The organism is Ruegeria sp. CDSB013, from assembly GCF_059611165.1.
Genome location: NZ_JBXWPA010000001.1, coordinates 194765 through 211939, shown reverse-complemented (window position 1 = coordinate 211939; position 17175 = coordinate 194765). Strand labels below are relative to the sequence as shown.

The following is a 17175-nucleotide window of genomic DNA, read 5'->3' as shown; positions in this document are numbered from 1 at the left end:
GTCCGAGCGGCGCTTTTTTGTTGGCTAAAGGATATCCGGCGTGACACGGATCAGTGTCGGGACCGGGGCCGTAAAGGCGGCTCGGACCGCCTCTTGCATCTCGGGCAAACTGGAGGGCGCAGAGGACAACGCGCCAAAGGCCTCGGCGAGTTTGCAGAAATCCGGGTTCCGCGCGACAACCGCATTTGGGGCGATCTGACCTCGGACCATGCTGTCCTCAATCTCTTTGAGCTTTCCGTTGTCCCAAAGAATAATCGGCAGAGACAGGCCCAGTTCGACTGCTGCCCCAAGCTCTTGCATCGTATAGTGAAAACCGTAGTCCCCGGCGATCACCGCTGTAGGCTTGCCTCGGCGCGCCACAGCCCCGCCAATTCCAGCCGGCAGCGCATAGCCAAGCGTGCCGAACCCGGTCGGATGGTGCCAGTGATAGGGATAGCCCATATCCCAAACCTCTTTGGCGACATAAGCGAACTGGGTCATGTCAGAATAGATCATAGTGTCGCCGGGCATCGCCGCGCGAAGGGCATCCAGGACCGGGACGATACCTGGCCGTTCCGCATCCACTTCGGCCCGCCAACGGCGGCGCGTGTCAGCTACGTCCTCCGCTGTCCACCCCGTTGCAGGTTTGACATGATCAATGGCAGCCCAAAGTGCATGGGCAAAGCTTTCCCCGTCAGCTTGCAGCTTGACCGCTGCGCGATGCTGATCCGACAGCACCTTCGGGTCCACATCTATACGCACCAGATTGCCCGTGTGGCCCAATGTGCTTCGCCACAAGTCGACCTCGCCCAATTCCGCGCCCACGACGACCACAAGATCGGCCGAGGCGATAACATCAGCGCTGCCCGGTCGTGGCAACATGGCTCCATAGTCCAAGGCATAGCCCAACCCCGCCATTCCGCGCCCGGCATACGTGGTGAAACAGGCCGCGCCCAACTGCGTCAGGATTTGCCGCCACAGATTCGACCGCGCGCCCCCACCCAGAATAAACAACGGGCGCCGTGCGATGTTCAGCATGGACATTACCGGAGCCAAATCCGGCGGCAAAACTTTTGAGCGCAAACCAGGTTGGTGGGGAAACGGTGCAGGATCAGCATCGGCCTCAAGCTGTGCAATCGGCACTTGGATGTGTTTTGGGCGTGGGCGGTTGAGTTCGAACTCCTCAAAAGCACGCTCGACCAGATTGTAGGCTGCCTGCGCCGTATTGGCCTGATGCGACCAGTCCGTCACGGTCTCAGCTGCGGCGCGCTGGTCTTTCATCTGGTGCAACTGCCCGTGCACCCCTTGCGTTTCATCAAGGCACGAGGACATCACCAGCATCGGGACCGAGTCCGCATAGGCCTGCCCCATCGGCGTCATGATATTGCACAACCCCGGTCCGGTGATGACATATGCAACACCCGGCTTGCCGGTCGCACGGGCATAGCCGTCGGCCATGAACCCTGCCCCCTGCTCGTGCCGGGCCAGCACATGGGTGATTCCGGCCTCTTCGATCCCGCGATACATTTCTTGATTGTGCACGCCGGGAATACCAAAGATCACATCCACTCCGCGATCCCGCAGCATATGCGAAAGCTGCGCACCAAGGGGTCTTTTCATCAATTCCTCCAGAACTGGACAGTGAAGAGTGCGTATACGGCCAAAAGCTCAAGCCGTCCCACCAGCATTCCGATTGAAAGCAGCCATTTCGCGGTGTCGCTGAGCCCTGCAAAATTGCCGGCCGGTCCGATTTGGTCTCCCAGTCCCGGCCCTACATTGGCCAGCGCTGTGGCCGCCCCGGAGACGGCAGTTATGAAATCCAATCCCGTCAATGCCAGCGCCCAGGCCAGCACGCCCAACGAGAGCACGAAAAACATGAAGAAGCTCATAACCGAGGTCAGGACGTCCGGACCAATCGAACGGCCATCATATTGCGGCTTAAAAACCCCATGAGGTGAGCGGATGCGGCGGATCTGGGTCTTGATCGAAGCAAACAGCAGTTGATACCGGAAGATCTTGATCGAACAGGCGGTTGAACCCGCGCAGCCGCCAATCAGACCGATCAGGAAGAACATCATGATCGGGAAACTGCCCCAACCCATGTAGTCGACGCTGGCATACCCGGTACCCGAAATGATCGAGGTGATATTGAACAGGGATTCCCGAACAGCTTGTTCCCAATGATGCGGGAAAACGGAGGTCAGAAAGACCGCCATAATGACCACCAGCACAAGAATGGTCGCCAGAAAGGTCCGTATCTGGCTGTCGCGGAAAATGGACCTCGTATTGCCATTGGCGAATTGGACGTAGCGCACGAAAGGCAGTGCAGCGAGAATCATGAAGACAGCGGCCGCATATTCTGCTGGGCCGGAAAACGTGCCAAAGGACGCGTCATAATTTGAAAACCCGCCCGTTGAGATCGTCGTCAGGGCGTGCACCACGGCATCAAAGAAGCCCATTCCCAGACCTGCATAGACCAACGCGCAAACAATCGTCAGAAAGACATAGATCAGGGAAATCTGGCCCGCGATCTCTTGCGCCCGTGGAAGAATTTTCCCCATGGTTTCAAATCCTTCCGAGCGGAAGATTTGCATCCCCCCGACGCGAAGCTCGGGCAAGAAGACCATGGCCACGACGATGATGCCGATGCCGCCCAGCCATTGCAGCAGGCCACGCCAAAGCAGCAACCCCTGTGGCAGGTTATCGAGGCCGGAAATCACGGTCGAGCCTGTCGTCGTCAGGCCCGACATCGCCTCGAAATACGCATCGACAAAGCGCAGTTCGGTCTCGCCCAAAAGAAACGGAATGGCGCCAAAAAATGGCAATGCGACCCAGACCCCTGTGGTCAGTAAAAAGGTCTGACGGATCGTCAGACCTTCGCCCACCCCGTTCGAGCAGCTCATCGCCAGAATGACGCCGGTCAGAATCGTGATGACGCCGCTTTCCAGAAAAACGTGCCATTCGCCCCGGCCTTCGATGAAGTCCGCAAGCATAGGCAGCAGCATGGTCGCCCCAAGAATGGCGACCAATAGGCCAATCACATATCCAACCGGGCGCATATCCGTCATGAGGCGCAGCGTTGGCGCGCCTGCACGACTGTGTCAAGCCGGTGTCGGGTTTTACCCGTCCGTTTTGCGGGCCGTTGTTGGCATCGCGGGCGGATTAGACGGGGCGCGCGGGCGACGCGCCGCAGCTGCCTGTGCCCCCTCGAGCTTTGTGGCAACGGCTTTTGCAGGCGCAGGCTGCGCCGCGACCGGCTTGCCGGGTGCTGGTTTCGCCGCGACCGGCTTGGGTGCGGCCGGTTTGGCCGGGGTCTTCGGCGCAGTGGTGTTTGCCGCCACAGGTTTCGGCTTGGCAACCGCTGCCGGTTTTGGCGCAGGTGTTTTTCTAGCAACGGCAGGCTTTGGTTTGGCTGCCGCTGCGGGTTTGGCCTCTGGCTGCCCTTTGGCGACGGCAGGATTGGCGGTAGGCTTTTCTGCAACTTCAGCCGATTTGGCTGCCACCGGTGTGGGTTTGGTTACAGCAGCCACCGTTTTGGGCGCGGTCGGCTTGGGTGATTCGACCTTGGGTTTTGCGGCGGCTTTCTTGCGGGCTACAGGCTTGGGCTTGGCCACCACCACAGGTTTTGCCTTGGCGACCGGTTTGGCCTTGGGCGCGGGTTTTGCCGAGGGTGCAGCCGGGGCCGGAGCAGCAGCCGACGCGTGCAAGGCACTAACCGACACAAACGGCAGCTCCATCGCCGAACGGGTCAAAATCTGCATAATTTTCATTTGGTTGCTAACCGCATAGCCGGCCATTCGGATGGCCGCAGCCTGAAATTCCAGCGGTTGGGAAATTGGATTCATACTTTAGTTCTCCTCTGAAAGCGATGCAGCCTGCAAAAGAGTGAATTGAGCTGCCCGTCCCGATTTTTCGGGCGGATCAAGCAGTCACGAAGTCCTGAGCGTCGCACGTCTCAGCTTCCTTTCAGAGTGGCAGACGCACGAACAGAAATTCGCCTGCCACGGCTGCATTCCACACCAGTGTTACTTGAACGATCGTGCAAATGCAGCACGAATTGCCGCGCTGCGGCGGAAAACCGCCCTTAGTCTAAAAGTGATACTTTTTTGATCCACCCTGCCCTGTCACCCGACGTGGAACAGTGTAGTGAACAGCCGCGGGTCCAGGCTGGGTGACACAAAGGTCGGACCTTCGGTCAGAACCGACACCGCATCGTGGCTGTGCAGGCTTTCCTGGTGGCTTGCGACCACGCGGAAATCGCCGATATGGTGATCGGCCAGCAATTCGGCACAGAACAGCCGGGCGGCGTCTTCGACAAAGATCGGATTGGCCGCGTTAAGCTCGGCAAAGGCCTGTTCATCCTCGCGTTTGACCATCACCTGCGTTTCTGTCGGAACGGCACGGCGGCACATGGCAATCAGATCCTCGAACCATAGGCAATCCGTGTCGCAGTCGACCACAACAGAAATCCGCGCCACTGAACGTTGCGAATGCGGTGTGGCCAGCTGTCCACGTGTTGCGCGTGCGTGCTCGCTAAGTTCCAGCGAACAGGGACATGTTGAGGAATAGACATAGTCCAGATGCATGATCTTTTGGCGCACTCCGCCCTGTTCAACCAGCTCAAGTGCGATGTCGTAATACTGGTACCCTTCCAAACCGGACCGCAGGCTTTGCACCCGGTCGGGATAGGAAAACCGCATCTGGATACGGGCGTCAAAGCTGTCCAGATCGGTCATATAGTCATCCAGCGCGGCCTCCATGACTTCAAAGCTGAACGTACGCTCGGCGTGTTTGTAAAACGAGCGCATGATCCGGGACATGTTGATGCCCTTCTTTTCGGCATCCAGACTGACAGTCCCGGTCACCGAGGTCTCCAGCGTCAGGTCATCGCCGCGCTTGCGATGAAAGCGGATCGGCAGGCGAAAGTTCGAGATACCAACATGCTGGATTTGCTGTTTTGCGCCCCGGATCAGACTGGACGGGCCATTCTGCAAATCCGGCAAGGACGCGCGATACGCACTGTCGACCGTGAACCCCTCGGGGTATTCGCGCGACAGGGACGGATAGTTCACGGGCACCAGACCGGGCACAAGGCGCGCAATCGCCGGGTCGAGCTGGCTGATCTCGGCCTCGGTTGCGGACTCGGCCCATTTGCGCAGCGTCTTTAGAGCGGCTGCGGCTTCGTCATTGTCGGGCATATCCTCAATGTCGCGGGGGTGCACGTTCATCGATCGGGTTCCTCGGTTGGTCGCCGAACCTTATTCGTGTTCGGCTTGCTTTCCAGTGTAGCTTTATACGCTGAAAAACACAGCCCGGATCGAAATTCGGCGAAAATCGCATGACTTACGTCATTTTCACCTAGGTTCGACCCGGTTGTCAGTAAACCACCGCCGCAATTTAACGTTGCGACACGTCCAGCGCATGCTTGATGTCTGCAAGCAGATCGCCCGCATCCTCCAACCCTACGGAAAAGCGGATCAGGCCGGGCGTGATGCCCAATTCGTCCTTCTGATCGTCGCTCAGACGCTGGTGCGTTGTCGTGGCCGGATGTGTCGCAATCGACTTGGCATCGCCCAGATTGTTCGAAATGACAGGGATCGTCAGCGCGTTCAGGAATGCAAACGCTGCGTCCTTGCCGCCCTTGATGTCCAGCGACAGAACAGTTCCGCCTTTGCCGCCCAATTGGGTTTGCACCAATGCGTTTTGCGCATGGGTTTTCAGGCCCGGATAAAGCGTGCGTTCCAGCGCCGGATGCCCCTCCAGTGCTTCGGCAATGGTCTGTGCCGTCTCTGCCTGAGCGTTAACGCGCAGCGCCATCGTTTCCAGACCTTTCAGCATGACCCAAGCGTTGAACGGGCTCAGCGCTCCACCGGTGTGTTTTAGATAAGGCTCAACTGTTCCCCGGATGAAATCCTTTGTGCCAATGATGACACCGCCTAAAGCACGCCCCTGCCCGTCGATATGTTTGGTCGCGGAATAGACCACGACATCCGCCCCTTGTTCGATCGCGCGCGAAAAAACCGGGGTGGAAAACACATTGTCCACGATGACAAGCGCGCCAACCGCATGGGCCAGTTTGGCAACCGCCTCGATATCAATGACCTCAAGCGTCGGGTTTGACATGGATTCAAAGAAAACCGCCTTGGTCTCAGGGCGGATCGCCGCTTTCCAGGCGTCCAGATCGGTGCCGTCAACAAAGGTGACGTCCACACCATAACGGGAAAGGATGTTTTCGAGGATATACAGGCAGGACCCGAACAATGCCTTGGCCGAAACCACATGGTCGCCCGCCTGCAACATGGAGGTCAACGCCGCGTTCACCGCAGCCATGCCGGACGCTGTGGCAAACGCGTCCTCGCCACCTTCCAGCGCGGCAATGCGCTGTTCGAACATCGAAACGGTCGGGTTGCCATAGCGGGCATAGATGAACTCATCCGGGCCGGATTCGATGAACCGCGCCTCGGCTTGTTCGGCTGTCTCATAGACAAAGCCCTGTGTCAGAAAAATTGCTTCGCTGACTTCGTTGTATTGGCTGCGACGGATGCCGCCATGGACGGCTTGGGTGCGTTTGTTCCAGCTCTCGCTCATCTCATTCCTCTCGACCCTTGTCTGGCAAGGGCATCAAAAAAACCCCAGACGCGGTCAAGCGAAAGGGGCCTTTCATCCTGACCTTTTAGCGGTGTTGTTTAGCGTGGCCCGCAATCCGGTAACAAATCGCCACGTAGCTTCTGCGATGCAAATACGCCGCGCATTCTTGGCCGTCAAGCCCGGTTGCCCTGTGTCACGCTTTCGTAACCGCCTCTTGCCGATTGCGCAGAATACCGCATCATCGCTTCAACCTGAGGAGGCACCATGATCGATCTATATTTCTGGCCCACGCCGAATGGCTGGAAGGCGTCCATCGCTTTGGAAGAGATGGACCTTCCCTACACCACTCACCTGATCAATATCGGCAAGGGTGATCAGTTCGACCCCGAGTTCCTTAAAATCGCGCCTAACAACCGGATGCCTGCCATCGTTGACCCGGACGGCCCGGATGGCGCGCCGATCTCGGTTTTTGAGAGCGGCGCGATCCTGATGTACCTGGCCCGCAAGACAGGTCGCTTTTACGGCAACACCGAGCGTGACCGGATCGCCGTCGAGGAATGGCTGATGTGGCAAATGGGCGGCGTCGGCCCAATGGCCGGTCAGGCGCATCACTTCTTGAAATACGCGCCAAACCTCGAGCCGCCGCAGGACCTGCCTTATGCCAAAGACCGCTACCGCACCGAGGTCGGGCGGCTGTACGGAGTATTGGACCGGCGGTTGGCCGAAAATGAATACGTCGCGGGCGATTTCTACTCGATCGCGGACATGTCGGTCTGGGGCTGGGCCAGCCTGTGGGAAGGTCAGCAGCAGGTATTGGATGACAAACCCCATTTCGCCCGCTGGCTTGAAACGGTAAGTGCCCGCCCCGGTGTTCAGGCCGGACGCGCGCTACATGCGGAGTTGCGCGGGGATCATCGGGACAAGCGAGCTCAGAGCAACCTTTTTAAACGGTGAAGCTCAATTCACTCTTGAAACACAACAAAACACTGTGCCATCGCTGGCATTGCAATGGCGCGACACATATTTGATTTAAAACACATTTTCAGGCGAGAAGTTTAAATGGCATATGTTTGTTACTACCCTGCAACCGGTCGTTACCTAAAAGGGTTCAAGTTGCCCGGTTGGAGCGAAAAGTACCACTCCGGCGAAATTGCGGATGATGTTGCGAGCGTCTTTCATACTGGTCAACGGCGCTTAGAACCTGGTGAGGCACCGAAAAAAGTGCTACTCAAGAAACAGGCGGCAAAGCTCCCAGACATATTCTCTGCGTCGGGTGGTGCTCGGATTATCACTGATCGCGTGCGTCAAATTTTGGAAGCATTCGATCCGGGTGTACACCAAATCCTTCCGATCGAAGCCTTTTACAGAGATGGGTCAAAGCCCGATACAGCATATTTTTTCATGAACGTGACCAAGCGCCTAGACACAGTCATCGATGAGGCATCCAGTGTTGAGATGTCTTGGCAATTTTCAGGTATCAAAACGACTGAGCGAATGGAGTTGTCCCCTCCATCCTCAAAAGACTTAGTTTTGCGAAAGGAGAAAACTGCTGGGAACAATCTTTGGCGTGAGAAAAGATACCTACATCTGCCACTGTTAATGTCCGACGAAATGCATGCCGAGTTCAAAGCCCAAAAGATCAAGGCCTACCATTTTTGGCGCGCTGAAGAGCGATAGTCTTATTCTGGGGTCAGCCCGACCCCTCTCCCCGCACCAGCATGTCCAGCATGCCCGAGATATCCTCGACCTCTTCCGCGATCACATCGGTCATCGAATGCGCCCGCTGAATGTTGATTTGAGCTCGGGCAACCGGGACAAGCAAGCGCAGAGCAGTTTGTTCAAGCGATAAGGTTTTTCTGCTATACTCTGGCTTTGTATAGGAAAAGGATTGTACAAAGCCCCGCCCTATCCGCACTTCGCGCAGACGTACCAAGGCCGGTCATGATACAATCGGTCCGAGCTGACAAGGGAACGAGTTATTTTATGCGAGTATTGGCCCCTCTGTTTGTATTATGCGCAGGCATGGCGAGTGCTACGCCGGATTGCGAAGAACCTGCGCAGGCTCAAGCGCATGAGCTTGTTGCGTTTGAACCGTCCACTGAACTGGACGTTCTCTTGGAGGAAGGCACCGCACCTGTTCCCCCTAAGCAAGAGCTGACTGTTTCCCCCAGACCGCGGCTGCGGCCCTGCAAGTTTCGTCAGATCGAAGTCGGCCGCGAAAGGATGCGCGAACGTGGTGCAGTCTGTGGCGACTGGACTATTCTCGGCGAAAAGCGAAAACCCTTTAGAGGAAAGTACCAGGGATGCGGCATTGCTGATCCCGTGCGCATCCGCATGGTATCTGACGTCCTTCTCAGCCAGTTGGCGTTGATGGATTGTGAAACCGCCGTCACACTCAAAACATGGTTGGAGAACACAGCCAAACCGGCCTTTGCGAATCTGGGCGGCGGCCTGAAAGGATTGCGTCTGGCTGGTCATTATGCGTGCAAGACGCAGAACAATCAGCCACGCGCGCGGATTTCGGAACATGCCCGTGGCCGCGCAATCGACATTTCATCCTTCATACTTTTGGATGGCACCGTGATCACTGTGCGCGACGGATGGGCAGCCGAAGATACAAGCGATGTTATGCACGAACTGCACGCAGGCGCCTGCGGTCTGTTTGGCACCGTGCTGGGTCCTGACGCCGATCGCTATCACAAAGGGCACTTCCATTTTGACACAGCGCGCCGCCGTAGTGGACCCGTTTGCCGCTGACGGACTACCCCTCCCCCCGCACCAGCACATCCAGCATGCCCGAGATATCCTCAACCTCTTCCGCGATCACATGGGTCACCGAATGCGCCCGCTGCATCCTGCCCGTGACCCGCAGCAGCCGCCCCGAGATCACCGCCCGGCGGAAACGTTCATAGATCTTGCGCCAAACCACCACGTTCACGATGCCGGTCTCATCCTCGAGCGTGACAAAGATCACCCCCTTGGCCGTCCCGGGCCGCTGCCGCAAGATCACCAGCCCCGCGACCGCCACCAGCGCGCCCTCGGGCGGGTCGTTCAACCGATTGGCGGGCAGACACGCGGGCGGCCGCGGCCAGTTCCGGTTCGTAGATATAGGGCGGGTAGGCAACACAATCATGAGAACAAAAATAGAACATCCGCAAGGAAAGTCCATAGACGGCGTGACGAGTCGCAAATGAGGCTGGAAAGACCTAAATGCCTTCACTAAGGAAGAATTCGACAAGCGAAAGAGGAAGACGCAAGCAATGGCAAAGATCACCTATGTCGAGCACGGCGGTACCGAACATACAGTCGAAGTCGCCAACGGCCTGACCGTCATGGAAGGGGCCCGTGACAACAATATCCCAGGCATCGAGGCCGATTGCGGCGGCGCCTGCGCCTGTTCGACCTGCCATGTCTACATCCACCCGGACTGGGTCGAGAAAGTTCCGGCCAAGGACGACATGGAAGAGGACATGTTGGACTTCGCCTTTGAACCCGACCCCGCCCGCTCACGTCTGACTTGCCAGATCAAGGTCACTGATGAATTGGACGGGCTGGTTGTTCAAATGCCCGAAAAGCAGATCTGATGCTTTTCAAAGCGATCGCGGCGGCCGCGATCGCAATTGGAATCTGTCCGAGCCAGACAAGATCTCAGCAGCCATGGCAGTATGAACCGCTGGGTTCGGCAGAGTACTCCGAACCCACTGCGCGATACCCGCACGGCGTACTCGGTGATCAGATTGAATACGGCGCTCTGATCCTGCAATATGCGCCGGAATGGGCGAAATACACAATCCGGCTGCCAAAAGAGCGCGTTTTCGAAGATATTCGTCCGCGCCTGATTGATGTTGACAATGATGGCCGTCGCGAAGCTTTGGTGGTTGAAAGCCATCGTGATAAAGGTGCACGGCTTGCAATCTACAATGGCGGCGGTCTGATCGCCGCTACGCCCTACATCGGCACCCGCTTTCGCTGGCTCGCTCCGGTCGGTGCCGCCGACCTGGATGGCGACGGCAACGTCGAGATCGCCTATGTTGATCGCCCTCACTTGGCCAAAACCCTGCGCATATGGCGATTTACAGACGGCGAATTGATCGAAATCGCATCGCTGCCCAATCTCACCAATCACCGCATTGGAGAAGATTTCATCTCCGGCGGTCTGCGCGATTGCGGCGGCACTCCGGAACTGATCCTTGCCAACGGCAACTGGACCCGCGTCATCAGCGTCACTTACGAAAACGACTGGACCACCCACGACCTCGGCGCGTTTACCCGCCACAAAAGCCTGAACAACGCACTCAAGTGCTGATCCGCCTCTTCATCTGGCTAAAAATTTCCTGTGAGTGAGGCGATAGGCCGAAGGGGCAAAGCCCCCTGACCTAGCGACTGTTCAAAGAGCCCGCCAGCCGATATCGCGGCGGTAAAAGCCTTCGGGCCAATCCACACCCTCAACCATCGCATATGCCCGGTCCCGCGCCTCTTGCAATGTATTCCCACGCGCGGTCACATTCAGCACGCGCCCGCCTGCGGCTTGCACTTGCCCATCAACGGCCTTGGTGCCCGCGTGGAAGATCATGTTGCTGCTGTCTTCAGGAAGCGCTTCCAACCCCTTGATCGCAGATCCTTTTACGTAGGAGCCCGGATACCCCTGTGCCGCCATCACAACAGTGATCGCATGATCGTCGGCCCAGTTTACCTGCGTCTCGCTCAAACGGCCCTCGGCCGCGGCATGAAGTAGGTCCAGAACCTGGGCACCAAGCCGCATCATCAGAACCTGGCATTCCGGGTCACCAAAGCGGACGTTGTATTCGACCAACCTCGGTTGGCCGTCCTTGATCATCAGGCCAGCATACAAAACGCCCTGAAACGGCATACCCCGGCGCTTCATCTCGGCCATAGTCGGACGCACGATCTCTTCCATCGCCCGCGCCTCAATCTCGGCGCTCAGAACGGGTGCAGGCGAATACGCCCCCATGCCGCCGGTGTTCAGACCCGTGTCGCCTTCTCCCACGCGTTTGTGGTCCTGCGCGGTGCCGATGGACAGGATGTCCTCACCATCACACAGCACGAACAAAGATGCCTCTTCGCCTTCCATAAACTCTTCGATAACGACCTCGGCACCCGCGCCCCCAAAAGCGCCGCCGAACATGTCGTCGATAGCCTCCAGCGCGGCCTGTTCGTCCATCGCGACGATCACACCCTTGCCTGCCGCCAAACCATCGGCTTTGACCACGATCGGCGCGCCCTGTTCGCGGATATAGGCTTTGGCAGGATCGGCCTCGGTGAACTTTGCATAAGCTGCGGTCGGAGCGTTCGACGCGTCACAGATTTCTTTGGTAAAACTCTTCGAGGCTTCCAGCTGTGCTGCATCGGCCGACGGCCCAAAGACCAGCACACCCGCTTCACGCAGACGATCTGCGACGCCAGCGGCCAATGGGGCCTCGGGGCCAACAATCACGAAATCAATCGCGTTCTCTTCAGCAAAGCTGACAACCGCGCCGCCGTTTTCAGTATCGAGCGCTGCGCACTCAGCGATCTGCGCAATTCCGGCATTTCCCGGCGCAACGATCAGACGGTCACATTTGGGGTTTTGCATCACCGCCCAGGCGAGGCTGTGTTCGCGCCCGCCGCTGCCGAGAATAAGGATGTTCATGAAGGTCTCCGATCTGCTTGGCCTCGCCTTCCGGGCGTTCTAAGCTGGCCGGGCATTTGACACAAGGCGCTGAAATGTCCGACCTGCTTGATGACCCGATCCCGGGCCAAAACACACCAGAATATACCGTTTCGGACATCTCGGGTGAGGTGAAACGCACGCTGGAAGGCACGTTCGGGCGAATCCGTGTGCGTGGTGAGGTCGGCCGCGTGTTCACGGCGCGGTCGGGCCACCTGTACTATGACATCAAGGATGACCGGAACGTGTTGGCCTGCACAACATGGAAAGGTCAGGTTTCCGGCCTATCGGTGGTGCCGGAAGAAGGTCTTGAGGTCGTGGTCACCGGTCGCCTGACGGCTTTTGGCGCGCAGTCGAAATACAACCTGAACGTCGATGAGGTCGCGGTCGCCGGGCAAGGCGCTTTGATGGCGCTGCTGGAAAAGCGCAAGAAACAGCTTGAGGCTGAAGGTTTGTTCGCACCCGAATGTAAAAAGCCTCTGCCCTACCTGCCCCAGATTATTGGCGTGGTGACATCACCATCTGGCGCTGTGATCCGTGACATCCTGCACCGCCTGCGGGATCGCTTCCCGCGCAAGGTGCTGATCTGGCCCGTCGCTGTACAGGGCTCCAACTGCGCACCAGAAGTTGCGCGGGCCATCGACGGTTTCAACAAACTGACGCCGGGCGGCTCGCTGCCCCGTCCCGACCTGATCATTGTCGCCCGGGGCGGCGGGTCGATCGAGGATCTTTGGGGCTTTAACGAAGAAATTGTCGCGCGAGCGACGGCCGCTTCGGACATTCCGCTGATTTCAGCCGTTGGTCACGAAACAGATACGACGCTGATCGACTTTGTATCAGACCGCCGCGCGCCAACACCGACCGCCGCGGCCGAGCTTGCCGTGCCGGTTCGAATGGAACTTCTGGCTTGGACGGGTGAGCAAGGCGCGCGTTTGTCTCGTGCCGCGACGGATGCGGTTCAAAGGCGGTCTCAACGGCTTCGCGACCTGTCCCGCGCGTTGCCGCGCCCGGAAAGCCTGTTGAACACCCCACGCCAACGACTTGATTTGATTGCAGATCGACTGGCGCCCGCACTGAATCGCGGCGTCCAGAACCGGCGTTTGCAGGTGGTCGAACTGTCTGCACATCTGCGCCCGTCGACTTTGCGCAACCTGGTGTCGACCAGAAACGAATCTTTGCGCAACCTGTCATCCCGTCTGTCCCTGCGCCCGATCCAGCGCGAGGTCGAACAGCAACGACATAATATCAACAGGTTGGCAGAACGAATGAACACGGCGCAGGCCACGCGACTGGATCGGATGCGACAACAGCTGGACGCCGCCGACCGCCTGCGTGAAACACTAAGCTATAAAGCTACACTGCAACGTGGTTATGCTGTGGTCCGGGCCGAGGGAGAGGTTCTTACAACCAAGAAACAGGCCTCAAAACACAGCACGTTCGAGATCGAATTCGCGGATGGCCTCCTAAATACCGGTCAGCCCACGGCTTCGCGGGCGGCACCAAAGAAACCGGCCAAGAAAGATGCACCTGATCAGGGCTCTCTGTTCTAGCGACCTTCAGACGCCAATCTCGGGGCCGAGACAGACCATCTCTTCATTGATATCTTCGGCCTCGTACAGCTCGGTGGCTTCCGAGTTGCCTTCGAACAAGGCGGTCAACCCCCTGTCGGTCTTGGAAAAGACCCAGCATTGCGGATCAATCCTGTCTTCATAGATGAAGCAGATCTGCCCTCCTTGTTCGTACCAAACGCCCTCTTTGCAATTGCCATCCAGAAACGACCAGATCACGCGTTTATTGGGCAAATAGCGTTCCACCCCGTACACCGTACCCTGAAACCCGTAGAACAGTGTTTTCCCACGCGTGTAGTTGTCAAACTCAGACCCGGACAAGGCCGGCTGGGCAACGGCCGCCTGCGCAGTGAGTGTCATAAGAATCGCAAGACGCGTCAGCATGAGATCATTTTGGCAGATGCAGTTCGGCATCGCCAATAAACAATTCCCCACAAACGGCTGCCTTCACGTCACCGGTTGAGTTGTTGTGGCGATCCCGGTGATGCTGCAGAAAAACCAACTGGGGGATAGCTTATGACAACCGCTCTTTTCTGGATCGCCGCCGCGTCTGCTCTGGCCTATTTGCCGATGTCACCACGCCCCGCAAGCGCCCTGCGATCCCTCTTCAAGACGGCCTCTGTCGCGCTTCTGGCGCTGACGGCGGTCCTAAGCGGTGCTCCGATGCTATTGACCCTTGCCTTGGCTCTATGTGCTCTGGGCGATGCGCTGCTATCACGCGAGACGGATTCAACCTTCATGGCAGGGATCGGCGCATTCGCAGCTGGCCATCTGGCCTATATCGCTCTGTTCCTAAGCCACCCAGCCAGCGACACTGCCCTGATCTTTGACAAGCCCGGTATCTTCTGGTCCCTAATCATCCTCGGCATCGTGGCCGCAACCCTGCTCGCCCCCCGCGCCGGAGAGCTCAAGATACCGGTGCTGGGCTATATCCCGATCATCCTTGGTATGGGCATCGCGGTTCTCACACTGCCCGAAACAGGCGCGCTGCGTTGGGCCCTGCCTGCCGCACTGGCCTTCATAGCCTCAGACCTGATCCTTGCGACCGAGAAGTTTCTGCTCCCCTCCAATCATCCGGCGCTGCGCTTAACGCCCTATATGATCTGGATCCTGTACTGGGGCGCTCAGGCGGGGCTTTTGATTGCGTTTTTGTGACCCTTTGCAACTGCCGCAAATCCGCATTAGGTGAGAGGAACACCTGCGGAGACCAAAAATGGCGTTTTTCTCAAAGCTCAAGGACAAGCTGTTCAAATCCTCGTCCCGCCTCGAACAGGGGCTGGATGCGATCGTCGAAGACGGTGGTGAGGAAACGACAGCCCCCGATCCGATAATACCCGAGCCCGAGCCGCAGCCAGAACCGGTTCCCGAAGTTCCACAGCCGGTGCCAGAGACACCTGAACCCGCCCCTGTGCCACAGCCGGTCGAAACACCTGAACCCGCACCGGTCGATCCAACCCCTGCTCCGCCACCGCCCGAGGCCGCGCCATCCAAAGGGGTGTTGGGACGGCTGTTTGGCCGCAACGAAGCCAAGGCAGTTGTCCGTCGCACGTTGGACGACGACATGCTTGAGCAGCTAGAGGAATTGCTGATCGCCTCGGATATGGGCGTCGACACCGCTTTGCGGGTCACATCCAACATGGCCGAGGGGCGGTTGGGTCGAAAGCTCTCCACGCAAGAGATCAAGCAATTGCTGGCCCAGGAAGTCGCCCGTGTGATGGAACCGGTTGCCAAGCCTCTGCCCATCTACCCCAAGCGCCCGCAAGTCGTGCTGGTCGTTGGCGTCAACGGGTCCGGCAAAACCACGACCATCGGCAAGCTCGCCAGCCAGTTCAAAGCCGCGGGCAAAAAAGTCGTCATCGCCGCCGGGGACACCTTCCGCGCCGCCGCCGTCGAACAGCTCCAGGTCTGGGGCGACCGCGCCGGTGTGCCGGTGCTGACCGCACCCGAGGGGTCAGACCCGGCCTCATTGGCTTTCGACGCCCTGACCCGCGCGCAGCAAGACGGCGCAGACCTGCTGATGATCGACACGGCCGGGCGCCTGCAAAACCGATCGGACCTGATGGAGGAACTGGCCAAGATCGTCCGCGTGATCCGCAAAATCGACGAGACCGCCCCGCACAACACGCTGCTGGTGCTGGACGCCACCACGGGCCAGAACGCGCTAAGCCAGGTTCGGACATTCCGCGACCTCGCTGACGTGTCAGGGCTGGTGATGACCAAACTCGACGGCACCGCCAAGGGTGGCGTATTGGTTGCACTGGCCGACAAATTCGGCCTGCCAATCCATGCCATCGGCGTTGGAGAACAGATCGACGACCTCGCCCCCTTCGACCCCGAAGAGTTCGCCGCCGCCCTCACTGGCCTGGACCAGGCCTGATCCCCCCTCTATCTGGCCCCAAATATCCTCCGGGGGTCTGGGGGCGGAAAGCCCCCGGCCTCTCCACCCAGCGAAAAGACTGACATTTGAGCGACTGGCTGATTTCTCTCGAAGGCACCGAAGCGGGCCATCAGCTGGCTCTTGGCCTCGCTCTGATGGCCGCCTTCCTGCATGCGGTATTTGGAGCGCTGCAGAAAGGCCGTCACGATCCCTGGCTGTCCCGTGGGGCAATCGACGCCTGCTATTGCCTGATGGCCGCCCCTTTTGCCTTTTTCGTGGTACCGTGGCCTGAACCCTACATGTGGTCCATCTTCGCCGTGGTCTGGGTGATCCACATCGCCTACAAAGTCCTTCAGGCCATGGCCTATACAAAGGGTTCATACACTGTCGTCTACCCGGTCGTACGCGGCACTGGCCCCCTATTCACGGTCATCGGCGCCTATCTGCTCTTTGGCGAGACCTTTACTGGGATTCAATGGTTTGGAGTTTTGGTCCTGCTGGCCGGTATCTTCGGCCTGGCCGCCTATAATTTGCGTTTTCTGGAAACCAACCGGGAAACGCTGGGCATAGCGCTGGTACTGGCCATCGCAACCGGCCTGTTCGTCGCGCTCTACACCACTTATGACGCCTATGGTATCCGGGCCACCGCCGACCCGTTCACCTTTCTGGCGTGGTTTTTCATGATCGACGGTTTTGCGATGCCGATTTACGCATTCCTAAGATGGCGCGCCATGATCAACCGCCCTGCCGTTGGCCCATTAATGTTGCGGGGCTTGGCCGGAGGCATCATCGCCCCTATGTCCTTCGGAGCAATCATGCTGGCCACCCGTCTGGACAAGGTCGGCGAAGCCGCCGTTCTGCGAGAAACCTCGACAGTCTTCGCGGCGCTTATCGGGTGGCTGGTGTTAAAAGAAACTGTGGGGCCAAGACGGGTCGCGCTGATGGCATTGATTGCATTGGGCGCCGTAATAGTTGAAATGGGCGGGTAAAAATCA

Annotated in this window: 18 protein-coding genes and 1 riboswitch; of the genes, 9 read left to right on the top strand and 9 right to left on the bottom strand. The window is 58.4% G+C overall.

Translation table 11 applies throughout. The annotated features are described in order from the left end of the window. Positions 1-24: 24 nt before the first annotated feature. From AC2FJF_RS01120 to metZ, 5 genes are all read right to left on the bottom strand, one after another. Positions 25-1599, bottom strand: a complete 1575-nt coding sequence (locus AC2FJF_RS01120) for a thiamine pyrophosphate-binding protein (protein ID WP_496722179.1) — start codon at positions 1597-1599, stop codon at positions 25-27. Further along, positions 1599-3047 carry a TrkH family potassium uptake protein gene (locus tag AC2FJF_RS01115; RefSeq protein WP_496722177.1) on the bottom strand — a complete coding sequence of 483 codons (1449 nt, stop codon included), beginning with the start codon at positions 3045-3047 and terminating at the stop codon, positions 1599-1601. Before AC2FJF_RS01115 ends, AC2FJF_RS01120 begins: the two co-directional genes overlap by 1 nt. Positions 3048-3098: 51 nt before the next feature. After that, complete coding sequence (locus AC2FJF_RS01110; RefSeq protein ID WP_496722175.1) at positions 3099-3824, bottom strand: hypothetical protein; 726 nt, start codon at positions 3822-3824, stop codon at positions 3099-3101. Between the two features lie 279 nt (positions 3825-4103). After that, on the bottom strand, positions 4104-5207 hold the full coding sequence (gene folE2 / locus AC2FJF_RS01105) for a GTP cyclohydrolase FolE2 (RefSeq protein WP_496722173.1): 1104 nt from the start codon (positions 5205-5207) through the stop codon (positions 4104-4106). Between the two features lie 169 nt (positions 5208-5376). Next, the gene (gene metZ / locus AC2FJF_RS01100; protein WP_496722171.1) at positions 5377-6567 is read right to left on the bottom strand and encodes an O-succinylhomoserine sulfhydrylase; all 1191 of its coding nucleotides are present in this window, start codon (positions 6565-6567) and stop codon (positions 5377-5379) included. Between the two features lie 65 nt (positions 6568-6632). Continuing rightward, a riboswitch (SAM riboswitch) is annotated at positions 6633-6710 on the bottom strand. Between the two features lie 121 nt (positions 6711-6831). On the opposite strand from metZ, the gene AC2FJF_RS01095 reads away from it, so the two are divergent. Together AC2FJF_RS01095 and AC2FJF_RS01090 are read left to right on the top strand one after the other, a co-directional pair. Beyond that, positions 6832-7521, top strand: coding sequence for a glutathione S-transferase N-terminal domain-containing protein (locus tag AC2FJF_RS01095; protein WP_496722170.1), 690 nt, complete (start codon positions 6832-6834; stop codon positions 7519-7521). 105 nt (positions 7522-7626) lie between these two features. After that, a complete protein-coding gene (locus tag AC2FJF_RS01090; protein ID WP_496722169.1) occupies positions 7627-8244 on the top strand; it encodes an imm11 family protein in 618 nt (205 codons plus the stop codon). Positions 8245-8257: 13 nt separating this feature from the next. Here the strand turns inward: AC2FJF_RS01090 and AC2FJF_RS01085 are convergent, their stop codons facing one another. After that, positions 8258-8389: a hypothetical protein gene (locus tag AC2FJF_RS01085; protein ID WP_496722167.1), complete on the bottom strand. Its 132-nt coding sequence runs from the start codon at positions 8387-8389 to the stop codon at positions 8258-8260. Positions 8390-8589: 200 nt separating this feature from the next. Here AC2FJF_RS01085 and AC2FJF_RS01080 point away from each other — a divergent pair, with 200 nt between their 5' ends. Then, the gene (locus AC2FJF_RS01080; protein ID WP_496722166.1) at positions 8590-9324 is read left to right on the top strand and encodes an extensin-like domain-containing protein; all 735 of its coding nucleotides are present in this window, start codon (positions 8590-8592) and stop codon (positions 9322-9324) included. Positions 9325-9328: 4 nt separating this feature from the next. On the opposite strand, the gene AC2FJF_RS01075 is transcribed toward AC2FJF_RS01080, so the two are convergent. Further along, positions 9329-9700, bottom strand: a complete 372-nt coding sequence (locus AC2FJF_RS01075; RefSeq protein ID WP_496722965.1) for an OB-fold nucleic acid binding domain-containing protein — start codon at positions 9698-9700, stop codon at positions 9329-9331. A 127-nt stretch (positions 9701-9827) separates the two neighbouring features. Here AC2FJF_RS01075 and AC2FJF_RS01070 point away from each other — a divergent pair, with 127 nt between their 5' ends. Both AC2FJF_RS01070 and AC2FJF_RS01065 read left to right on the top strand, forming a co-directional pair. Next, complete coding sequence (locus AC2FJF_RS01070) at positions 9828-10151, top strand: 2Fe-2S iron-sulfur cluster-binding protein (RefSeq protein WP_170383687.1); 324 nt, start codon at positions 9828-9830, stop codon at positions 10149-10151. Then, positions 10151-10873 carry an FG-GAP repeat domain-containing protein gene (locus AC2FJF_RS01065; protein ID WP_496722163.1) on the top strand — a complete coding sequence of 241 codons (723 nt, stop codon included), beginning with the start codon at positions 10151-10153 and terminating at the stop codon, positions 10871-10873. The genes AC2FJF_RS01070 and AC2FJF_RS01065 overlap by 1 nt, the downstream gene beginning before the upstream one ends. A gap of 81 nt (positions 10874-10954) precedes the next feature. On the opposite strand, the gene purD is transcribed toward AC2FJF_RS01065, so the two are convergent. Then, positions 10955-12217, bottom strand: a complete 1263-nt coding sequence (purD, locus tag AC2FJF_RS01060; RefSeq protein ID WP_496722161.1) for a phosphoribosylamine--glycine ligase — start codon at positions 12215-12217, stop codon at positions 10955-10957. Positions 12218-12291: 74 nt separating this feature from the next. On the opposite strand from purD, the gene xseA reads away from it, so the two are divergent. Further along, positions 12292-13785, top strand: coding sequence for an exodeoxyribonuclease VII large subunit (gene xseA, locus AC2FJF_RS01055; RefSeq protein ID WP_496722159.1), 1494 nt, complete (start codon positions 12292-12294; stop codon positions 13783-13785). A 6-nt stretch (positions 13786-13791) separates the two neighbouring features. Here the strand turns inward: xseA and AC2FJF_RS01050 are convergent, their stop codons facing one another. Next, complete coding sequence (locus tag AC2FJF_RS01050) at positions 13792-14187, bottom strand: hypothetical protein (protein ID WP_496722157.1); 396 nt, start codon at positions 14185-14187, stop codon at positions 13792-13794. A gap of 132 nt (positions 14188-14319) precedes the next feature. Between AC2FJF_RS01050 and AC2FJF_RS01045 the strand changes: the two genes are divergently transcribed. The 3 genes from AC2FJF_RS01045 (at position 14320) to AC2FJF_RS01035 (ending at position 17169) form a co-directional block, all read left to right on the top strand. Continuing rightward, positions 14320-14958 (top strand): lysoplasmalogenase family protein, encoded by a 639-nt coding sequence (locus AC2FJF_RS01045; RefSeq protein ID WP_496722155.1) that lies wholly within the window; start codon positions 14320-14322, stop codon positions 14956-14958. A gap of 58 nt (positions 14959-15016) precedes the next feature. Beyond that, positions 15017-16180, top strand: a complete 1164-nt coding sequence (gene ftsY, locus AC2FJF_RS01040) for a signal recognition particle-docking protein FtsY (RefSeq protein ID WP_496722153.1) — start codon at positions 15017-15019, stop codon at positions 16178-16180. Positions 16181-16266: 86 nt separating this feature from the next. After that, positions 16267-17169, top strand: coding sequence for a DMT family transporter (locus tag AC2FJF_RS01035; RefSeq protein WP_282118758.1), 903 nt, complete (start codon positions 16267-16269; stop codon positions 17167-17169). The last annotated feature ends 6 nt before the right edge of the window (positions 17170-17175 follow it).